The 21242-nt window shown below is 42.3% G+C and carries 19 protein-coding genes and 1 riboswitch; of the genes, 4 read left to right on the top strand and 15 right to left on the bottom strand.

Features of this window, described 5'->3' with window-relative positions; genetic code table 11:
* The first annotated feature begins 80 nt into the window (after positions 1-80).
* Positions 81-815 (top strand): Hint domain-containing protein, encoded by a 735-nt coding sequence (locus A7P54_RS13515; RefSeq protein WP_171549897.1) that lies wholly within the window; start codon positions 81-83, stop codon positions 813-815.
* A gap of 101 nt (positions 816-916) precedes the next feature.
* Here A7P54_RS13515 and A7P54_RS13510 read toward each other — a convergent pair whose 3' ends face one another.
* The 3 genes from A7P54_RS13510 to prfB all read right to left on the bottom strand — a co-directional run bounded on the left by A7P54_RS13510 (position 917) and on the right by prfB (position 3569).
* Positions 917-1981: an alkene reductase gene (locus A7P54_RS13510; RefSeq protein ID WP_171549896.1), complete on the bottom strand. Its 1065-nt coding sequence runs from the start codon at positions 1979-1981 to the stop codon at positions 917-919.
* Positions 1982-2008: 27 nt separating this feature from the next.
* Complete coding sequence (locus tag A7P54_RS13505) at positions 2009-2311, bottom strand: helix-turn-helix transcriptional regulator (protein ID WP_010590065.1); 303 nt, start codon at positions 2309-2311, stop codon at positions 2009-2011.
* Between the two features lie 162 nt (positions 2312-2473).
* Positions 2474-3569, bottom strand: a protein-coding gene (gene prfB, locus A7P54_RS13500) for a peptide chain release factor 2 (RefSeq protein WP_096089470.1) whose coding sequence is annotated in 2 segments (ribosomal slippage) — positions 2474-3496 and positions 3498-3569 — 1095 coding nt in all. Because the reading frame shifts where the segments join, the coding sequence is not laid out codon by codon here.
* Between the two features lie 411 nt (positions 3570-3980).
* On the opposite strand from prfB, the gene A7P54_RS13495 reads away from it, so the two are divergent.
* Positions 3981-4793, top strand: coding sequence for a putative porin (locus A7P54_RS13495; RefSeq protein ID WP_005317392.1), 813 nt, complete (start codon positions 3981-3983; stop codon positions 4791-4793).
* Positions 4794-4995: 202 nt separating this feature from the next.
* The gene (locus tag A7P54_RS13490; protein WP_171549895.1) at positions 4996-5853 is read left to right on the top strand and encodes a putative porin; all 858 of its coding nucleotides are present in this window, start codon (positions 4996-4998) and stop codon (positions 5851-5853) included.
* Between the two features lie 47 nt (positions 5854-5900).
* Here A7P54_RS13490 and recJ read toward each other — a convergent pair whose 3' ends face one another.
* The 11 genes from recJ to A7P54_RS13435 form a co-directional block, all read right to left on the bottom strand.
* Positions 5901-7601: a single-stranded-DNA-specific exonuclease RecJ gene (gene recJ, locus A7P54_RS13485; protein ID WP_171549894.1), complete on the bottom strand. Its 1701-nt coding sequence runs from the start codon at positions 7599-7601 to the stop codon at positions 5901-5903.
* Positions 7602-8252 carry a pyridoxamine 5'-phosphate oxidase gene (pdxH, locus tag A7P54_RS13480; protein ID WP_004803631.1) on the bottom strand — a complete coding sequence of 217 codons (651 nt, stop codon included), beginning with the start codon at positions 8250-8252 and terminating at the stop codon, positions 7602-7604.
* A 10-nt stretch (positions 8253-8262) separates the two neighbouring features.
* The gene (gene glmM, locus A7P54_RS13475) at positions 8263-9600 is read right to left on the bottom strand and encodes a phosphoglucosamine mutase (RefSeq protein WP_171549893.1); all 1338 of its coding nucleotides are present in this window, start codon (positions 9598-9600) and stop codon (positions 8263-8265) included.
* 127 nt (positions 9601-9727) lie between these two features.
* Positions 9728-11194 carry an IMP dehydrogenase gene (gene guaB, locus A7P54_RS13470; protein WP_004803627.1) on the bottom strand — a complete coding sequence of 489 codons (1467 nt, stop codon included), beginning with the start codon at positions 11192-11194 and terminating at the stop codon, positions 9728-9730.
* A 141-nt stretch (positions 11195-11335) separates the two neighbouring features.
* Entirely contained in the window at positions 11336-11701 is a 366-nt protein-coding gene (locus A7P54_RS13465; protein WP_171549892.1) for a YkgJ family cysteine cluster protein, read from the bottom strand.
* A gap of 127 nt (positions 11702-11828) precedes the next feature.
* Entirely contained in the window at positions 11829-12635 is an 807-nt protein-coding gene (locus tag A7P54_RS13460) for an MBL fold metallo-hydrolase (protein WP_171549891.1), read from the bottom strand.
* 162 nt (positions 12636-12797) lie between these two features.
* Positions 12798-13373 carry a TMEM165/GDT1 family protein gene (locus tag A7P54_RS13455; protein ID WP_004803622.1) on the bottom strand — a complete coding sequence of 192 codons (576 nt, stop codon included), beginning with the start codon at positions 13371-13373 and terminating at the stop codon, positions 12798-12800.
* Positions 13374-13457: 84 nt separating this feature from the next.
* A riboswitch (yybP-ykoY riboswitch) is annotated at positions 13458-13598 on the bottom strand.
* A gap of 34 nt (positions 13599-13632) precedes the next feature.
* Positions 13633-13920, bottom strand: coding sequence for a hypothetical protein (locus A7P54_RS13450; protein WP_004803620.1), 288 nt, complete (start codon positions 13918-13920; stop codon positions 13633-13635).
* Positions 13921-14042: 122 nt separating this feature from the next.
* The gene (locus tag A7P54_RS13445; protein WP_171549890.1) at positions 14043-15989 is read right to left on the bottom strand and encodes a 2-oxo acid dehydrogenase subunit E2; all 1947 of its coding nucleotides are present in this window, start codon (positions 15987-15989) and stop codon (positions 14043-14045) included.
* Positions 15990-15991: 2 nt separating this feature from the next.
* Entirely contained in the window at positions 15992-18709 is a 2718-nt protein-coding gene (gene aceE, locus A7P54_RS13440; protein ID WP_005201592.1) for a pyruvate dehydrogenase (acetyl-transferring), homodimeric type, read from the bottom strand.
* 204 nt (positions 18710-18913) lie between these two features.
* A complete protein-coding gene (locus tag A7P54_RS13435) occupies positions 18914-19615 on the bottom strand; it encodes a M23 family metallopeptidase (RefSeq protein WP_005201593.1) in 702 nt (233 codons plus the stop codon).
* Between the two features lie 105 nt (positions 19616-19720).
* Between A7P54_RS13435 and A7P54_RS13430 the strand changes: the two genes are divergently transcribed.
* Positions 19721-20161 carry a hypothetical protein gene (locus tag A7P54_RS13430; RefSeq protein ID WP_004803613.1) on the top strand — a complete coding sequence of 147 codons (441 nt, stop codon included), beginning with the start codon at positions 19721-19723 and terminating at the stop codon, positions 20159-20161.
* Between the two features lie 98 nt (positions 20162-20259).
* On the opposite strand, the gene lpxC is transcribed toward A7P54_RS13430, so the two are convergent.
* Positions 20260-21162: a UDP-3-O-acyl-N-acetylglucosamine deacetylase gene (lpxC, locus tag A7P54_RS13425; RefSeq protein ID WP_004803611.1), complete on the bottom strand. Its 903-nt coding sequence runs from the start codon at positions 21160-21162 to the stop codon at positions 20260-20262.
* Positions 21163-21242 lie beyond the last annotated feature (80 nt).

Here is a 21242-nt window from a genome sequence, read left to right as displayed (position 1 = left end):
CTAAAAGAAAAATCTATTTGAAATTTCATTAGATCACGACACAACCATGAAAAGAAAAAAACGAACAAGGGATTAAGCAAATGTATACTGCCCATAAACAAAAAGGATGTTTTCCAGCTGGAACTCGGATTATCACAGAGCAAGGTCTAGTTCCGATACAAGACATTAAAGTAGGTGATATGGTTCTGTCCAAGCCAGAATCTGGTGAGGGCGAGCTTTGCTATAAACCTGTTATACGCACAGCTTCTTATGAAGATACAGAAATTTGGGAGTTAACATACTTTCAAATTAAAGCAGATACTGATATTTCAAAATTAAATAAAAGCAAGTTATTACAGCTATCTAAAAAAGGTCAAATGAGTACAATTCTTGCCACTCCGAATCATCCATTTTGGGTTAATGGCCTTGGTTGGACACAATTGGATGAATTACAAAGTGGACAAATCCTTCAAACTAGAGATATAGACATTGTAATATTAGTTTTCAGTGTACAACCTCGATATAAGACAGATAAGCCTTTTATTGCTGCATCTTATTCACCGAGAAATATATTTGACGCTGATAAAAAAGGCTTTGATATAGATAACGTTGATTATTATTTCTTTCTAGAGCAGCACCCAGATGGGCATCGAAAATATATAGGTAATGGTGATAACCCAAGCCCATTGATATTAAAAGAACATGACCCAATTTATGTGTTAAATGAAGCCTTTTCTACAACCGCTTTTCACTTGGAAATTGCTGACTATCATACATACTTCATTTTTAATGACGGTTTGTGGGTACATAGTACTGATTACCCTCAAGCCTTCTGATGTTGCACCTCGGTTTCCAGAGATCCGTTCAGGTAATTAAAACAAAAACTCATGCAATTTTGGTAAATCACATGAGTCATTTTTTAAAGTTTTAAAGCAAATTATGCTTCTAACTGCTCAAAGGCAGGATAATCAGTATAACCCTCAGCACCATCGCCGTATAAGGTTTGTGGTTGAAGCGGATTTAAAGGCAAATCATGTTGCAAACGTTCAAACAAATCTGGATTGGCAATATATTGTTTACCAAATGAGACTGCATCGGCTTGGTCTGTCGCCAAAATACGTTTCGCAGAATCCGCCGTTAAACCTTCATTGGCAATCCACACGCCTTTAAATTTCGGGCGCAGTTTTGGCAATACACTATCTTCAGCTTCATATTCACGCGTGAAAATAAAGCCAACCTTACGTTGATCTAATTGCTCAACCACATAACCAAAAGTTGCTAATGGATTTTCATCGCCCATATCATGCGAGTCACCACGTGGCGCAAGATGTACACCCACTCGACCAGCACCCCATACTTCGATGAAGGTATCTACAACTTGTAGTAATAAACGCGCACGGTTTTCAATTGCACCGCCGTATTCATCATCACGATGATTCGTGCTGCTTTGCAGGAATTGATCAATCAGATAACCATTGGCTGCGTGTAATTCCACACCATCAAAACCAGCGGCTTTGGCCTGTTCCGCTGCATTTCTATATTGTGCAACGATTTCTTGAATTTCTTCATGCGATAAAGCACGCGGTGTCACAAAAGGGCGCTTTGGACGAAGTAGGCTCACTTCACCCGCAGGTTGAATCGCACTGGGTGCCACAGGTGTATCACCATCCAATAAGTCTGGATGTGAAATACGACCGACATGCCACAGCTGAACCACAATTTTTGAACCTTGTGCGTGTACGGCTTCAACAATTTTATGCCATGCCTGTGCTTGTTCTTGTGACCACAAACCCGGCGTATTGGCATATCCCGCTGCTTTTGGGCTAATTACTGTTGCTTCGGTAATAATAAGACCAGCATTGGCACGTTGTTGGTAATATTCCACCATCAAATCGTTTGGAATACGCTGTGCACCACTACGCGCTCTCGTTAAAGGAGCTAAAACCAAGCGGTTTTTAATCGTGAAATCACCTACTTGCAAAGTAGAATTTAGTTCAGCCATGATCGCCTCAACTTACACTTCTTCGATTTAAAGTGCTTGTTTTAAATGTTCGATATATTGCTGAATCAAAGCTTCATTGCGCGTGAAATAAGACCACTGTCCATATTTCTCAACCTTAATCAAACCTGCCTGTTGTAGTACAGACAAATGATTCGACATGGTCGATTGTGCAACTTTTCCTAAACGTTCGATGTGCCCTGCACATACACCCCGTTCAAAACTACCACCACATTGCTCAACGGGTAGAAATTGCTCAGGCTCTTTTAGCCATTGCAAAATCTGTCGACGTAATGGATTGGCTAAGGCTTTGCTTATAACATCAATATCCATAGACTCACCACGTTTCTCAAGCGGCAACACTTTGTTCAGCACCTGAAACCAGTATATCGAAATTTTTAAATATTAATATCCATTTTTTTCGATATTAATATCATATTTTTTCGATTAACCAGCCGATGCTGAACGAGATTGCCGTTTTAATTGGGTTAAAACTTATAAACCTTGTTTCAAACTTGCTTCGATGAACTTATCTAAATCACCATCTAACACTGCCTTGGTATTGGAATTTTCCACACCTGTACGCAAATCTTTAATGCGTGAGTCGTCGAGAACATACGAACGAATTTGGCTTCCCCAACCGATATCTGACTTCGAGTCTTCTAAGGCTTGAGCAGCTTCATTACGTTTGCTCATCTCTAATTCATAGAGCTTGGCACGTAATTGCTTCCACGCATGGTCACGGTTGGCATGTTGTGAACGTTGGTTCTGACACGCCACCACAATGCCTGTCGGTGCGTGAGTTAAACGAACCGCAGAATCGGTTTTGTTAATATGCTGACCACCCGCACCCGAAGCACGGTAAGTATCGGTACGAACATCGGATGGATTGATATCAATTTCGATATTGTCATCAATCTCAGGTGAAATAAACACGGCTGAGAATGAAGTATGACGGTTGTTGTTACTGTCAAATGGTGACTTACGCACTAAACGGTGTACGCCACTTTCGGTACGTAACCAACCATAGGCAAATTCACCATCGACACGGATGGTTGCTGATTTAATTCCAGCCACATCACCGTCTGAGACTTCCATCAATTCAGCTTTAAAGCCATGACGTTCAATCCAGCGTAAATACATACGCAATAACATCGACGCCCAATCCTGTGCTTCTGTACCACCTGAACCAGATTGAATTTCAAGGAAGCATGGATTTGGATCCATCGGATTACTGAACATACGGCGGAATTCAAGATTACCTAAAGCCTGTTCAGCACTGTCTAATTCTGCTTGAACATCCAACAATAAACTTTCATCATCCGCTTCAACCGCAAGATCAAGCATGGCTTTGGCATCATCTAACTGTTCAGCAAGACGATCAAATACACCTAATGTGTTTTCTAAACTGCCCTTTTCTTTTGCGATAGCCTGAGCACGGCTTTGATCATTCCAAATCGCAGGGTCTTCTAATTCTCTTAAAACTTCTTCTAAACGCTCAGCTTTTAGATCGTAGTCAAAGATACCCCCGTAGTGTTTGGCTACGATCAGATAAGTCTTTCAATTGAATTAAATACGGATTAATTTCCACGCGTCTGTTCTCACACTATTTTTTCACTTAATCCGCTATTTTAACATAACTGTTTTAGTCGACACAGCCATGTCATTTTTAATACATTTATTTATTAAAATTGATTTTTTAAATTACTTAATTTTATGCCTGAAATGTTTAGTCAAATTTCTGCGACCCTAGTTTTTGTATAAAAATTAGACCAATTACACTAAAACACACAATCTCTCCTAAGTTTTAATAAATCAAAACATTGATTTTTTATTAAATAATATCAATAAGATAAAATGTCAAAATTACAAGTCAATTACATTCGTACTGTTCGATTACCTTATCAAGATTGACGATATTGAAAATTACTCTAGACTCAAGTTGTAACAAAACATGTATCAGTGTTTAACACTTGGTTTAAATCTTAATGAGGAAACAACCATGAAAAAATTAGCAATTGCATCAGCACTTTTATCTGCAATCGCAGTAACAGGAACTGCTCATGCTTATCAAGCTGAGGTAGGTGGTTCTTATACCTATAAAGACCAAGATCGTTTTGGTGACAATGATCGTTTCAGCGTAGACGGCAAATATTACTTTAACCCAGTACAAACACGTAATGCACCTCTTGCAGAAGCGGCTTTCCTTGATCGTGCCAGCAATGTAAAAGCACAATACGCTCATGAAAAAGATGATGCATTCAAAAACAACCAATATGGCGCAGGTATTGAATACTTTGTTCCAAACAGCGATTTCTATTTAAGCGGTAATATTGGCCGTGAAGAAATCAAACCGAATTCTAAATATGCAACTGACGAAGACAAATTAAAAATCAACCATTATTCAGCAGAAGTAGGTTACTTACCAGCACCAGGTTTATTGGTTGCTGCGGGTGCAAAAACTGTTGATGTGAAAGATGGTGACCGTGAAACTAGTCCAACACTTCGTGCCAAGTATGTGACTAAAGTTGGTCAAAATGACGTGAACCTAGAAGCATACACTGCTTTTGGTGACAACAAAGAAGTGAAGTTAAAAGGTGATTACTTCATCGACAAAACTTTAAGTGTTGGTGTTGACTATCAAAAGCTTGATTATGACAACACTTTCATCAACTCAAATGAATGGGGTATTTCTGCGAAGAAATTCTTCAACCAACAAGTGAGTTTAGAAGGTCGTGTAGGCTTCGGTAACGATAAATCATATATTGATAATGACTACACTTCATTCGGTATTCGTGGTGCATACCGCTTCTAAGACTTGAACAGAAGTTTGTAACATCGGAAACGCCCTGAATCATTCAGGGCGTTTTTTATTGCCCCGTTTTCTTATCATTTTCAACCCTCCTCTTTTGTTTTTTCCAGCTTAATCCTGTATTTAAGAATTGACGCTTAGCTCTTTTTGAATACACTACTCCGTGTAACAAAATATGTATTATTTTTAATCAGGGGAAATTCAAATGAAAAAACTAAGTCTTCTAGCAACACTTATAAGTGCTTGCTTTACCATCAATGCCCATGCTTATCAAACTGAAGCCAACGCTGCATATGAACATATCAACATGGATGATGGGAAAGGCAACAGTGCCGTAATCAGTGGTAAATATTATTTTAACCCTGTGCAAACCCGTAATGCACCCTTAGCAGAAGCTGCTTTCTTAGATAAAGCATCGAATATTGGCGGCGGTTATGCCTATAGCAAACTGAAAGATGACGAAGATCTCGGTGACTTACAATTCAATATTATCGGCCTTCAAGGTGAGTTCTACGTCCCTAACTCTCAATTTTATTTTTCTGGAGCCTTACATCGTACCAATGTCAAAGCAACGATTAATGGTTTAGGCTCTCATTCCGAAAATGGCGATGGCTATAGTCTTGAAGCAGGTTTCTTACCAATCAATGGATTACTCCTAGCAGTGGGTGTTGCAGATTTATCTGATAGCCTAAATCCAGTTCAGGTTGCTCAATACGGCTTTAGCAATACGCTTTCAAATGCTGCAATTGTGTCTGGTGAAAATGACGATACCGCTGTTTCTTTACGCGCGAAATATGTTTCGCAGATTGGCGGTTACTATACCAACTTTGAAGCACTGAGCTATATCGGTGATGAAACGACGTATCGCCTAGGTGCTGATCTTTATCTTGATCCAACCCTCAGTGTCGGCATCTCATTTGCAGATTCTACCGCTGATGATTCAGACAGTGTTTTCAATATTCACGCGCAAAAATTCTTTACGCCACAGTTTGCTTTAGGTGTGGGCTATACCACAACAGATGGTGCTGATTCTTATGGTCTCAACGGTACTGTCCGCTTCTAATCAATAGTGTAAACGATTAAAAAAATCCGCTCATCAGAGCGGATTTTTTATTGTTTTAAATAAGCGATTTGCAATTGTAGACGGGTATTGCCATTAAAGACATTCCGTTCCAAGGTATACACCAAATCGACATAACCCAGCATTGGATTAAATTCAAAACGGTCCATCGCATTAAATGCAATTGCATCTATGGAATGTGACCCGACCGCCAATTTGAGTTTTAAATGTTGCTCTTTAAGCCAACGATAATCGATCACTTTGAATCGCCCTTCAAATTGCGGCAGTGGAAACTTTTGCCCCCAAGGCCCAAGTTGTTCTATCCAATCCAAAGTCCCTAAATGTAAATCCGAATCGCCCAGCTCGCCATCAGTCCATAAGGTTGCCGTGAATAATTCATCATCCATTTCAGCAATCGCTTGGGTGAAAGCCGTTTTGAATGCAGCAAAATTTTCTTTCTTCAGGGTTAAACCCGCGGCTGCAGCATGCCCGCCAAAATGACTGACCAAATGTGGATAGTGTTCTGCAACTTGCTCAATGGTATCTCGGATATGAATCCCATCAATCGACCGTGCTGAACCTTTAATATGAATCCCATCTTCATCAGGAGCAAACACTAAACTTGGACGATGAAATTGCTCCTTTAAACGTCCAGCCACAATGCCAATCACACCTTGGTGCCATTGTTCATCAAACATTACCAGTGCTGCAGGTAAATGCTCTGTTTCTAACTGAATATGTTGTAGTGCACTCAGTGCTTGCTGCTTCATTTCAGTTTCAACTTGACGGCGTTCGATATTGAGCTGATTCAACTGTTGTGCAATCGGATAAGCGGTTGCCATATCAGCCGCAAGTAAACACTCAATGCCGATCCGCATGCTTTCCATTCGACCTGCTGCATTGATTCGCGGGCCTACCACAAAGCCTAAATCTTGTGCACGTAAACTGGCTGCGTCACGTCCTGCAATATCCAGTAAGGCTAAAATACCTGCACGACATTGATGTTGCTGAATCCGCTTTAATCCGGCATCAATCAAGATACGGTTGTTATAATCCAAACTCGCGACATCGGCATAAGTCCCTAATGCGACCAAGTCGAGATACTGGGTCACTTTACTGCTGCTTTTGCCTTGATGGCTGCGTGAACTGGCCAATTTCGCCAATACATAAAAAGCCACGCCCACCCCAGCCAAAGCCTTACTTGAAAACCCACAACCAAGTTGGTTCGGATTAACCACAGCCTCAGCACTCGGTGTCGGTTTGGTGGTTAAATGGTGATCGGTAATGATCACCTGCATCCCTAACGCTTGAGCCGTGTCCACACCCGCATGACTCGATATACCATTATCCACCGTAATCAACAGATCTGGTTGATAGCTCTGCTTTGCCAATTCAGCAATGGCGGGCGTAAGTCCATAACCATACTTAAAACGATCAGGCACCAGATATTCAACTCTGGCACCCATATCTTGCAAGACAAGCACCATTAAAGCGGTACTGGTCGCGCCATCGGCATCATAGTCCCCCACAATCACGATCTGTTTTTGCTGATCAATGGCTTGATCAATCAACGCTACTGCCTCTGCTAAGCCTTTAAGCTCTGGAGATAGCAAGTGCTTGAGTTTCAGTTCCAGCTCTTGCTCAGACTGCACACCACGCCTTGCTAAAATTTCGGCAATAAAAGCAGGCACGCCCTGAAACTGTTCAGGGCGTGTAAGCAAGGGTCTTTTTTGAATTTGAATCTGCGTCATTTATGGCATCAAACGTTGGATAGTCCAAAGACCATTTTGTTTTTCATAACTTAAACGATCATGTAAGCGATTTGGTCGCCCTTGCCAAAACTCATAATAATCTGCTTCTAAGCGATAACCGCCCCAAAACTCAGGCTTATCCAGTTCAGCTTGAGCCTGAGCTTGCAGCGCTTGAAAGCGTTGTTGCAATAACTCACGACTTTCAATCACCCCGCTTTGTGGAGTACTGATATGCGCAGCAATCTGACTGTCACGTGGGCGCTTATGATAGTAATCCGTCGATTCTTGTTCAGAAATCTTCACGACTTTGCCAGCAATGCGGATCTGACGCTCTAAACTTGGCCAATAAAACAGCAGCTCAGCATACGGATTATCAGCTAAGTCTAAACCCTTTTGGCTGTCATAATTGGTATAGAAATCATAGCCTGCTTCTGTCGCACCGCGTAATAATACGGTACGCACATGCGGACGCCCTTGAGCATTTGCCGTGGCTAATGACATTGCATAGGGTTCATGTAAATTGGCAGCTAATGCATGATTAAACCAATTCAGAAACTGTAAATGCGGCTGTACGCTGATCTGGGCTTCATGTAATTCACCCTGCTCATAGCTCAAACGCAACTCACTCAGGTCTTTAATGACATCACTCATGATGGCTCCCTTAAGCAGCTTGGGCTTGAGCGCGTACTGCATCTGCTAAATGATTCGCCAAAGCCTCAACCTCTTGCTGCTGATCACCTTCCACCATGACACGAATCACAGGCTCAGTACCTGACTTACGAATCAACAAACGACCACGACCTTTCAATTGCTGTTCAGCCTTTTCAAATTCTGCAACCAAAGCTGGAATTGAATATGGATCAATCATGTGTTGTAGACGAACATTGACCAGTACTTGCGGGAATAACACAAAACCTTCAACCAACTCATGCAGTGCTTTGCCTCGTTCTACCATCACGGTCAACACTTGTAACGCTGCAATAATCGCATCACCTGTTGTGCTCTTATCCAAAGTGAGAATATGACCTGAAGGCTCACCACCTGTGACCCAATTCTTTTCTTCTAGGGCTTGCAATACATAGCGATCACCAACTTTAGCACGAACAAAGCCAACCTTAGCTTGTTCTAGGGCCAACTCGAGTGCCATATTACTCATCACGGTACCTACAACACCCGCTGGCTTATTCTTCGCCTGTGTCGCAAGAATATAAAGAATATGGTCGCCATCAATCAATTGACCATTTTTATCCACCATGACCACACGATCAGCATCTCCGTCAAAAGCAATACCAACATCTGCCTGATGTTCTAACACTGCTTTTTGTAGCTGTTCTGGGTGGGTTGAGCCACAGTTTTCATTGATATTTAAACCATCAGGTTCGTTAAATAATGGAATAACTTTGGCACCTAATTCACGGAATACCGAAGGCCCCACGCTATAGGCTGCGCCATTGGCACAGTCCACTACGATTTTTAAATTACGTAAGTCAAAGTGGTACGGGAAAGTTGATTTACAGAATTCGATATAACGACCATTGGCATCTTTTACACGAACACTTTTACCCAAGTTTGCAGTGTCTTCAATCACTAAATCTTTTTCGAGTTCCTGATTGATTTCATCTTGCAAAGTATCAGGTAATTTCTTACCAGCACTTGAGAAGAATTTAATGCCGTTATCAAAATATGGGTTATGTGATGCTGAAATCACGATCCCAGCATGTGCGTGTAATGCGCGAGTTAAATGTGCAATGGCAGGTGTTGGGAGCGGGCCCAATAAATGTACATAAACACCCGCAGCATTCAGACCTGCTTGTAAAGCCGCTTCTAAAATATAACCTGATAAGCGTGTGTCTTTCCCCAACACCACAATCGGTTTATTTTTAGGACTATTTCTTTTTAATACTTTCCCTGCAGCAAAGCCAAGTTTTAATGCGAACTCTGGGGTAATTGGCATTTGCCCAAATTTGCCGCGAATTCCATCAGTACCAAAATAGCTCATCTTTTACTCACTTTCTTATCTTTTATATGGTGTGGAACCATATCTTTCTTCATCTAATTCACTTTACACCAAAACGAAAAAACCGTCAGTGGACTGACGGTTTTTCTGTCAACAAAATTACCAAAAATCAACCAACTCGATAGTTTGGCGCTTCTTTGGTAATTGTCACGTCATGAACATGTGATTCTGACATGCCTGCTGAAGTAATTTTCACAAATTTTGCATTTTGACGAAGATCTTCAATCACAGATGAACCCGTATAACCCATTGATGAACGTAAACCACCCATCATTTGATGTACGATATTCCCCATTGGGCCTTTGTATGGCACTCGACCTTCGATGCCTTCTGGTACCAACTTTTCCGCACCTGCTTTAGCATCTTGGAAGTAACGGTCAGCAGAACCAGATACACCGGCCATTGCGCCCAATGAACCCATACCACGGTATGCTTTGTAGTAACGGCCTTGGAAGAATTCAACTTCACCTGGTGCTTCTTCTGTTCCAGCAAGGAGTGAACCGACCATAATCGTGCTCGCACCTGCACCAATCGCTTTCGCCATATCGCCAGAGAAACGAATACCGCCATCTGCAATCAAAGGAATTTGATCTTTCAATGCGTTCGCAACGCTATCAATTGCAGAAATCTGTGGCATACCAATACCAGCCACGATACGTGTGGTACAAATTGAACCAGGGCCGATACCGACTTTCACGGCATCCGCGCCTGCATCAAGCAATGCCAATGCTGCATCACCAGTCGCAATGTTACCGCCAATCACTTGTACTTGTGGGTAGTTGGCTTTAACCCAGCGTACACGTTCAATGACACCAGCTGAATGACCATGGGCAGTATCCACCACAATCGCATCTACACCTGCATCGACCAATGCTTCGACACGACTTGGTGTTTCTGCACCTGTACCTACCGCAGCACCAACACGTAAACGACCCAAATCATCTTTACAACTGTTTGGATAGCTTTCAGCTTTACGGAAGTCAGTTACGGTAATTAAGCCTTTAAGCTCATGGTTCTCACCAACAACCAAAACTTTTTCAATACGGTGTTTTTGCAATAATGCTTGGATATTTTCTTTAGACTCGCCTTCACGAACAGTCACGAGACGGTCTTGACCGGTCATGATATTGCTTACAGGTTGTTCAAGATTGGTTTCAAAACGTGTATCACGACCCGTGACAATACCCACCACTTTGCCATCTTTTACAACAGGCACACCGCTAATGTTATTCGCTTGGGTAATCGCAATCAGCTCACGCACTGTCGTTTCAGGACCAACAGTGATTGGATCTTTCACCATACCAGCTTCAAATTTTTTCACACGGCGAACTTCAGCGGCTTGTGCTGCGATATCCATGTTTTTGTGCAAAATACCAATACCACCATTTTGCGCCATCGCAATTGCCATACGTGACTCAGTCACCGTATCCATTGCAGCAGAAACGAGAGGGATATTAAGTTGAATTCCGCGAGTTAAACGTGTCTTTAAGGAGACATCTTTTGGGAGAACAGTTGAGTAGGCAGGAAGTAATAAGACATCATCGAAGGTTAGCGCTTCTTGAACGATGGTCAGCATAACAATCTCACTGGTAATTTCCGTGAGCTATTATAAACAAATTTCGATGTGATTTTCATTTTCTATGATGAAAATAATTTCAAGCGTTGCTTAAAAAGCTTTCTGATGCGCGCTTATGCTTACCGAACCCGATAATTCCTGTTAGCAAACCTGATCATAATTGTCATTATTTTCAGAGGCCTGCTGCTCAATCGTGACCAACGGAATCAGGTTGTGCGCCAACCGTGCCTTGTTACAATGTGAATCGGCAATCTGTACTTCCTTACAACTTGAACTCCGAAATGGGTAGATGGAACAGCTCACTTGCTGTCCCACCTCCCCTTGCAAAGCCACACATTTGACTTGTGCTTGATTGGTTCCCTTCATACAGGAATAGACGGCTGTAAGTGGTTCAACCATGTGCTCAGGGATCTGTTCTGCCTCAGCCCAATAGAAAGAAACACGGTAATTTGCACAGCACGCACCACAACTGACACACACATCTAGTGTCGCAATTTGAGACAACATTTTCTTAAAATTCTCGTTATCAAATACAATCCTTTATCTGATGAATCCTAAGAAAATTTATTGATGGCGACAAGCGTGCTCAATCAGCGATTTATGTATTTCCCAGTCATTTTCCTGACTCAGAAATTTAGCTCATTTCAGTCGGTAAACTAAAAACATATTCATTCATCAAATCTACGCCACATTCCAGCGTTTCGATCCAGTCTAGAAATTGATTAATCATCTGTTTACCAACAAAAGCGGTTCCATGTTGCGGCACAATCATGTCGATATCCATTTGGCGAACCATATTGACCCACAAACGGATCACCTTATTGGAACACATATAGCGCTGATGGAAACCTTTCATCTTTTTGATATGTGTTTCAAAATCTGTAATCGGTAGGCTTGCATCATCAACAATCGAAGCCCCCATGTCCCCAGAAAATAGGATTTTGGCAGTTGGATCATAAAACTGGAAATTACCAACGGAATGCAGGAAATGTGCAGGCACTGCAACAATCGTAGACTCACCTAAAGGAATAATTTGTCCCGTATCTGACAGTTCGATCAAACGCTCCTCCCAATTCCCTTTCATACGCTCACTCATAAAAGCTGAATTTAAATGCGGTAAAAACCGTGCCCACAGCTTAGAAGCCACCACTTTGGCATCGGTATACACCAACCAGCGCGGCATTGAGGTAATAATGTCAGGGTCTTGATGCGAAGCCATGACATAGTCTAGATTTTTCAGTTTGGTATAGCGATTGAGTTCCATGGTTAAAGGAACATAAGTGAGATCCCCCCCCGGATCCAAAACCGCTGCACGATCATGATCAATAATTAAAAATTGATTGGCCTGAATACCTTCGCCTTTGACTAAACTGGTAAAACTAATGCATTTATGTGTGCCATTATCAAACAGTATTTGCGATGTTGTCCGTTCAAAACTCATAACTACCCCAGAAAAAATCTTTAAATATGAAATATTTTTAATTCCATAATAAAATAATGGGATTTAGTTCATGTTTCAATCAAATATTGGACTTTTATCATAATTTATAAAAAAGACCCATCACTGTTGGATGGGTCTGGACTGATTTTAAATTCGAATCATTTAGAAGAAATAATGCTGCACTAAAGTTGAAATACCCACAATCAAGAAAATCGCGGCGCCAATTTTATGAATTAATGAAATCGGCAATTTATCCGCCAGCTTATTACCAATAAATACCGCAGGGGCATTGGCAAGCATCATCCCAAATGTGGTACCTAACATCACCCAGAACACACTATCAAAACGTGCCGCTAAAGCCACGGTTGCAATCTGGGTTTTATCGCCAATTTCAGCCAAGAAGAATAAGATGAAGGTGGCACCAAATACCCCAAATTTCTGCCATTTATTGATGTTTTCAGTTTCATCTCCCAATTCATCTGGAATCAGCATCCAGATTGCCATACCAATAAATCCAAGCGCCAAAATCCATAATAGAATTTCAGGACTGAGTACGGTGGTAATCCATTGTCCCAAGACAGCAGAAATACCATGGTTAATCGTAGTGGCCAGTAAGATGGCAATTAAAATCGGAATCGGTTTACGGAAACGTGCTGCAAGCAAGAGAGCGAGTAATTGGGTTTTATCGCCCATTTCAGCAAGGGCAACAATTGAGGTGGAAATGAGAAATTCATACATAGTTGAATGCTCTGGCTAGCAAAATATACCGATGACCTACCCCTCCTGCTAGCCAAAATCAAATAGATTGATGCAGAGTGGTAAATCAAAGGTCTTGCCAACAAAAGCACAGCTGAGAAGCTGTTCTTGGTTCTTTGCTATGATGACCATGTTCGGTTGAACAATTATGTTGATCATCACCTCTTTACTTTGCGTAAAGAGCGGCTACTCCCCAATGAAGTGAAACTATTCTAGCAAACAATAAAATGCTTTTGAATGGTTAAACCCAAAATTTTTGGTAACTCCAGATCAACACACGCAGACAACCAAGTAAAAACGCCAAATAAGCACTTAAGCCCAGAAAACCAAAGCTCCCCCAGCCACTCGCTCCACCCACATCTTGGGCTTGATATTCCATCGCCATAACGACAGTTGCAAGCAACACTTCAACCCCCATCACCACATACATCACCCAATCCCATGGAAAATGTAAGAAGCTGACCCACAAGCCCATCGCCACAAAAACAATCAGCAATAAAGGCAGCATCACCCGATAAATCACCAACATCCCTGCTCCTTCAAGCAATGAAAATTTATTTTAAGTTCAACATAGCATACATAGATTCATCTTTTGTTCAGCCTAAAAATAGAAAACCCCGCTTCTGCGAGGTTTTCTAAGTACAAAAACAATTAGAGCAATAAGCTACGAATATCTTTTAACAATTTAGTCAGCTTATTGGTAAAACGCGCTGCATCCGCACCATTAATCACACGATGGTCATAAGACAATGATAATGGCAACATTAAGCGCGGATCAAAGTCTTTACCATTCCACACAGGTTGCATGGTCGCCGGTGAAATACCCAAAATCGCAACTTGCGGCCAGTTCACCAATGGTGTGAATGCTGTTCCACCAATACTGCCTAAGCTGGTAATGGTAAAATTGGCACCTTGTAGATCTTTCGGTGACAATTTACGATCACGGGCTTTTTGGCTGAGTTCAGCCAATTCTGCTGCAATTTGCTTAATTGATTTTTGATCAGGATTGCGCAATACAGGCACTGTTAAACCATCTGGCGTTGCAACCGCAATCCCCATATGGATTTCGTTACGCAGCAATACTGACTTTTGATCATCAGCCAAATGCCCAGCAAAATACGGCTCTTCTTTTAACAAGTGCGCAACCGCCTTAGCAATAAAGGCCAAGATGGTTAAGCTCAAACCTTGCTTTTTAAAGCCATCTTTCAGTTCACCACGCCATGCTTCAAGCTCGGTAATATCCGCCAAGTCAAACTGCGTCACTTGTGGAATGAAATTGTTCAATGACAATTGCGGTACAGACACTTGCTGTAAACGCGTCATCGCTTTCACTTCACCACCACCAAATGCATTAAAGTCTGGCAACTTTGGTAAGCCTGAAGCCACTGGAGCGGCTTGCGTTGCAGCAGTTGGTTGTGGTGCGGTCAAACGTGTTTTCACATAGGCAAAGACATCGTCCTTCATCACACGACCGTGCTCACCTGATGCTTTCACCTGTCCAAGAACCACACCTAACTCACGTGCCAGTTTACGCACGGCTGGACCCGCATAGACTTTCGCATTGTCAGCTTCTTGCTGTTTAGTCAACTTCTCAGCTTGTGCAGGCGCACTTGGGGCTGCTGTCGCTGCCACCTGTGATTTTGCTGGCGCTGTCGTTGCTGCTGGTGCAGAAGGAGCTTGAGCTTTTGGTGCAGATGCTGGTGCAGCGGCCTGACCACTGACCTCAATCGTTGCCAAAGCCACACCTTGACGCACTTCTTGATTCGCAGACACATGGATCGCTTTCACAATCCCTGCTACCGAGCTTGGCACTTCAACCGATGCCTTATCTGATTCAACTACGCATAAGCTTTGTTGCGCTTCAACACGATCACCAACATTGACCAGAATTTCTGAAACAAGTGCTTTTTCTACACCTAGATCAGGTACTTCAATTTCAACATTACCTGTTGAGGTATGAGTTGCTGCTGGTGCTTCTGTTTGAGCTGGGGCTGCTTGCGGTTCAGATGGTGTTGCAGCGCTCGCAGTCTTGACCTGAATCAATACCACGCCTTCCTTAATACTGTCACCTTCTTTAATCTGGATCGCTTCCACAATCCCCGCAACCGAACTTGGGACTTCTACCGTCGCTTTGTCCGATTCAACCACCACAATGCTTTGTTCAGGTTCAATCTGATCACCGACTTTGACCAGCACTTCTGCAACCAAGGCTTTTTCTACACCAATATCTGGAACTTTTACATCCACAATCTGGCTTGCAGTCGCTGCTGGAGCAGCAGCTGGTTGTGCTTTTGTTTCAGCAACTACAGCTTTTGCTTCGGCTTTTGGTGTCTCCGCTTTCGGTGCTTCGTTCACAGGTGTTTCAACAGCAGACTCAGACTCTAATTCAATCAATGCGACGCCTTCAGTGACTTCATCACCCTGTTGAACCAGAATACTTTTCACGATACCTGCCGCAGTACTCGGTACTTCTACCGTTGCCTTATCTGATTCTAAAACCAGAAGGCTATCGTCAACTGCAACATGGTCGCCCACTTTGACCAAGATTTCTGCAACTAGGGCTTTATCTACGCCAATATCAGGTGCTTGGATTTGCATGATTATTTCCCCTCACCTGTTTGCGTTTCATGGTATTCAGCAACTGCCTGAACTTCTGGATGCGCTTGTGGTGCCCATGCAACTGGACGGTCAGTATCTAACTCAAAGTTAGAAATTGCGTCTTTGACCAAACGGTTTTCAACTTCGCCTTCGTCCGCTAATTTTTTCAATGTCGCAACCACGATATGTGCAGCATCAACACCAAAGAAACTACGTAAGTTCGCACGTGTATCTGAACGACCATAACCATCAGTACCTAATGCAACAAATGGACGACCATCTGGAAGATAGGCGCGAATTTGTTCACTGTACGCACGCATATGGTCTGTCGCAGAAACCACGATACCTTCTGTACCACGTAACTGTTTAGATACCCAAGATTCTTTCACTTCTTCAGTCAGTGGATGTAAACGGTTGTATTCTTCACATGCCATACCATCACGCGACAACTCATTGAAGCTGGTGACACTCCACACATTTGAGTGTATTTGGTATTCATCACGTAAGATTTTCGCCGCTTTAATCACTTCACGAAGAATGACACCTGAACCCAATAATTGAACCGTTGCTTTTTCATCTTTTTCGAACAAGTACATACCACGTTTAATGCCTTCCTCAGCGCCTTCTGGCATTGCAGGATGCTCGTAGTTTTCGTTCATTACAGTTAAGTAATAGAACACTCGCTCTTGGTTCACATACATACGTTGTAAACCGTCATGGACGATCACCGCCAATTCATAACCAAAACATGGATCATAAGATACGCAGTTTGGAATGGTGTTCGCCAAGATATGTGAATGACCATCTTGGTGCTGTAAACCTTCACCGTTCAATGTGGTACGGCCAGCAGTCGCACCGAGTAAGAAACCTTGTGCCTGCGCATCACCAGCAGCCCATGCAATGTCACCAATACGTTGGAAACCAAACATTGAGTAGTACATATACATTGGAATCATCGGCAAGTTATTGGTTGAATAACTGGTTGCCAATGCAGCCCACGCACTCATCGCACCCGCTTCGTTAATTCCTTCTTGAAGCATGTGACCATCACTTGCTTCACGGTAATGCATTAACTGTTCTTGGTCTTCTGGGGTATATTTTTGACCGTGTGCCGCATAAATACCAAGCTGACGGAACATCCCTTCTAAACCAAAAGTACGCGCTTCATCTGGAACGATTGGCACGACGCGGTCTTTAATTGCTTTTTCTTTCAGTAAAGCCGCAATTAAACGAACCATCAGCATCGTGGTCGATTGTTCTTTACCACCTGAACCATTTAATACCGCATCAAATACAGAGAGTTCAGGAATCGCTAAAGTGTCACTCTCACGACGACGTGCTGGTAGGTAACCCCCTAATGCTTCACGACGCGCCTTCATGTACTTCATTTCTGGAGAGTTTTCACTTGGACGGTAGAATGGGAGTTCTTCTAACTTATCATCTGTAAATGGCAGGTTAAAACGGTCACGTACATATTTCAAAGAGTCGATCTGCATTTTTTTGATTTGGTGAGTTTTGTTCACCGCTTCAATTTCTTCAGACAAACCATAGCCTTTGACCGTTTTCGCAAGAATAACGGTTGGTTGACCTTTGGCTTTCATTGCTTCTGCATAGGCAGCAAAAACCTTGTACGGATCATGACCACCACGGTTAAGATTATCGATGTCTTCATCACTTAAATCTTTGACCAGTTCCGCAGCTTCTGGGTACTTGCCAAAGAATTTCTCACGTGTATACGCACCACCTTTCACTTGATAGCGCTGATATTCACCATCAACTGTTTCTTCCATGACCGCTTTTAAAGCGCCTGAATTATCTTGCGCAAGTAGTGGGTCCCAATGACGGCCCCACACCACTTTAATCACACGCCAGCCCGCACCACGGAATAAAGATTCTAATTCTTGAATAATTTTACCGTTACCACGTACAGGACCATCGAGACGCTGTAAGTTACAGTTCACAACCCAAATGAGGTTATCAAGCTTTTCACGACCCGCAAGTGAAATTGCACCTGTACTTTCTGGCTCATCCATCTCACCATCGCCCAGATAAGCCCAGACTTTACGATCTTCTTCTTTGATCAAACCACGATTCATCAAATACTTTTGAATGTGTGCTTGGTAAATCGACATAATAGGACCCAAACCCATCGAGACGGTTGGGAACTGCCAGTAATCAGGCATTAAATAGGGATGCGGATAACTCGGAAGACCATTGCCACCCACTTCACGGCGGAAATTATTCAATTGATCTTCAGTTAAGCGTCCTTCCAAGAACGAACGCGCATAAATACCAGGGGCACAGTGACCTTGGTAATAAATCATATCACCGCCAAAGTTATTGCTGTTTGCGCGGAAGAAATGGTTAAAACCGACATCATATAATGTTGCAGATGATGCGAAACTTGCAAGGTGGCCACCGAGGTCATCGCCTGTTTTATTGGCACGTAATACCATCGCTAAGGCATTCCAGCGGATCAAGGCACGGATACGGCGTTCCATATCCTGATCGCCAGGCATCGCTGGTTGTTCTTCAACTGAAATGGTATTGAGATAAGGTGTATTTAAGCGCTGGATTGGCACATGTTTCGCAATTGCCCGTTGATAGAGTTTTTCTAGTAAGAAGGCAGCACGTTCCGTGCCCATATGTTGTAATACTGAATCAAATGCTTCTTGCCATTCTTGGGTTTCTTGCGCGTCAGAGTCGCCATAAAACGCCATACAATTCACCTTTTCCCTTAAGTTATTTGTCGACCCTATTTTTATCATGTTTTGCTGTGATAGAACTATTGCCCCAGATGAATGCAAAACGCCTTATTATTTTCTGACAAAATAGTCATTGACCTAAATGAAACAAAACACATAAAAAATCGCCAATAAAGGCGATTTTTTTGAATATTTATATACAACTGTTAACAAATTACATTAAGGCAACATTGCTAAGTAAGTTGATGGATTTTTACGTTGACCATCTTTTACAACTTCAAAGTGTAAATGTGGTCCAGTACAACGACCTGTACAACCGACATTGGCAATATGCTCACCAGCACTCACGCGATCACCCGCATTCACGATTAAACGTGATGCATGGGCATAACGAGTGATATAGCCATTGCCGTGATCAATTTCGACATACTGACCATAGCCTGTACCCCAACCCGACTTCGTCACAACACCAGGACCAGTTGAGTAAATTGGCGTACCAGAAGGTGCAGCAAGATCAACACCTGAGTGATGACGTGTTGAACCTAATAGGGTGCGGTTACCCCAAGAAGAGCTGACACGGCCTTCTTGCAATGGATGACTCACCAACCAAGAATAACCTGTGTTTGCAGAGAATGAAGGAGCATTGTCTTGGGATGAAATCGCTGAACGACCATATTTCTTCTCGATCGTTGCGTTGTTCAATTCAATGGTTTTTTCACGTAATTTAACTGAGACATTCGATACGGCTGGCAGATCCATATCAGCAGAATGAGTATAAGAACCTTGAGCTAAGGTTTTTGATAATTGCTCTAAGCGGTCATCACCTGTGGCTTGACCAATGTTCTGATAATCTGCGAAAGCAACCGAAGCAGCTGAAGCAGCCAACGAAAATGCGAGTAAAATACGACGCGTATGATGCATAAAAAACCTCTTGAAACCGTCCTTCAAACGTTCCTTTATCATCTGTTCCTTGATAACAGCTGAAGCAAACGCTTAAGATGGACACATCACCTCCGAGGAAGTTCTATGTCTGACCCTAACAACGTTTTCCAACAGAAAGGACAACACATAAAAACTGGAAACTTAACGTTTCTGACGACGCAAGTCACACAATGGAAACAACTTACGAAAATTATTCAACCTTTATTGCCCCAACCAGAGCAATGGCAGGTTGTTTGTTATCAACATGGTGTGTTGATCATCACTGGTGAAAATCAAGCAATGATTAGTCAACTCAGCTATTTACAAAGCCACTATGTTGCGCAGTTAGCTCAGCTCGAAGGACTCAAGGAATTACGAAAAATTCAAGTTCGGTTAAGAAACAAAACAGTTGTCTCTCGTGAACCCTCTCCCCCAACAAAAACACTAACATCAGAGACCCAAGAGCAATTGCGCAGCGCCGCTGAATATGTGAGCGACCCTAAGCTTAGCCAAGCTTTACTACGTTTGGCAAGCAATAAAAAGTAAACTTCATATATTAAGTGTTGGAATACACACTAGTTTTATGTGACGAAAATCTCACATTCATTTGTTATAATATAACATAGGCAATAAAAGACAATGACTTATGTCACACTCACATAAGGAATTGGACAATCACTCTCGTTATTAAATGTTACAATTTCATAGCTGCTTGGATCGTTTTGAACATTGCGTAATAGCTGATTGTTTAGCGCATGCCCCGATTTATAGCCATCAAACTTGGCAATAATTTGATGTCCAAGCAAATATAAGTCACCAACAGCATCTAAAATTTTATGACGTACAAACTCGTCGGCAAAGCGTAAACCTTCCTCATTGACCACACCTGTGTCATCGACACCAATCGCATTTTCAAGGCTCGCACCTAAAGCCAGATTATTGGCTTTTAAATAGTCCAAATCTTTCATAAAGCCAAAAGTTCGTGCTTCGCTCACTTCGTAGACGAAAGTTTCCGTCGAGAAATCGATGGTTGCTGATTGATATTCTTTGGCAAAGGCAGGATGATCAAAGTCGATGGTAAAGTTCAGCTGAAAGCCTGAATGTGGTGAAAAAATAGCCTTTTTATCATCAATTAAAGCCTCAACAGGCTTTAAAATACGAATGAACTTCTTTGGCGCGTCTTGCTCCGCCAATTCACCTTGCATCAATAAATAAATAAAAGGCCCTGCACTACCGTCCATAATCGGTACTTCGGATGCAGAGACTTCAACAATCAGATTATCAATCCCCAGTCCTGCAATCGCACTCATGACATGCTCAATAGTGCCGACTTTGATATCTTCACGGACCAAATTCGAGCACATAAAGGCTTCTTGAATCAATAAAGCATTGGCTGGAAGGTCAATCGGGGGATTTAAGTCGATACGGCGAAAGACAATACCTCCATCAATATGATGTGGAACAAAATTAATCAGCACCTTTTGACCACTGTGCAGACCAATACCGCTCGCTTTCACCACACGTTTGAGAGTACGTTGTTTCAACATGCCATACCAACTTCATTTGCAAAAACCGATATAACTTAGCATATTTTGCCATTTTAAAAAAATAAAAAAGGGGGTAATTA

The sequence above is a fragment of the Acinetobacter sp. Ac_3412 genome, assembly GCF_013072675.1.
GTDB classification, from domain to species: Bacteria; Pseudomonadota; Gammaproteobacteria; order Pseudomonadales; family Moraxellaceae; genus Acinetobacter; species Acinetobacter higginsii.
The sequence above is the reverse complement of the archived record's forward strand: the minus strand, read 5'-3'. Positions and strand labels throughout refer to the sequence as shown.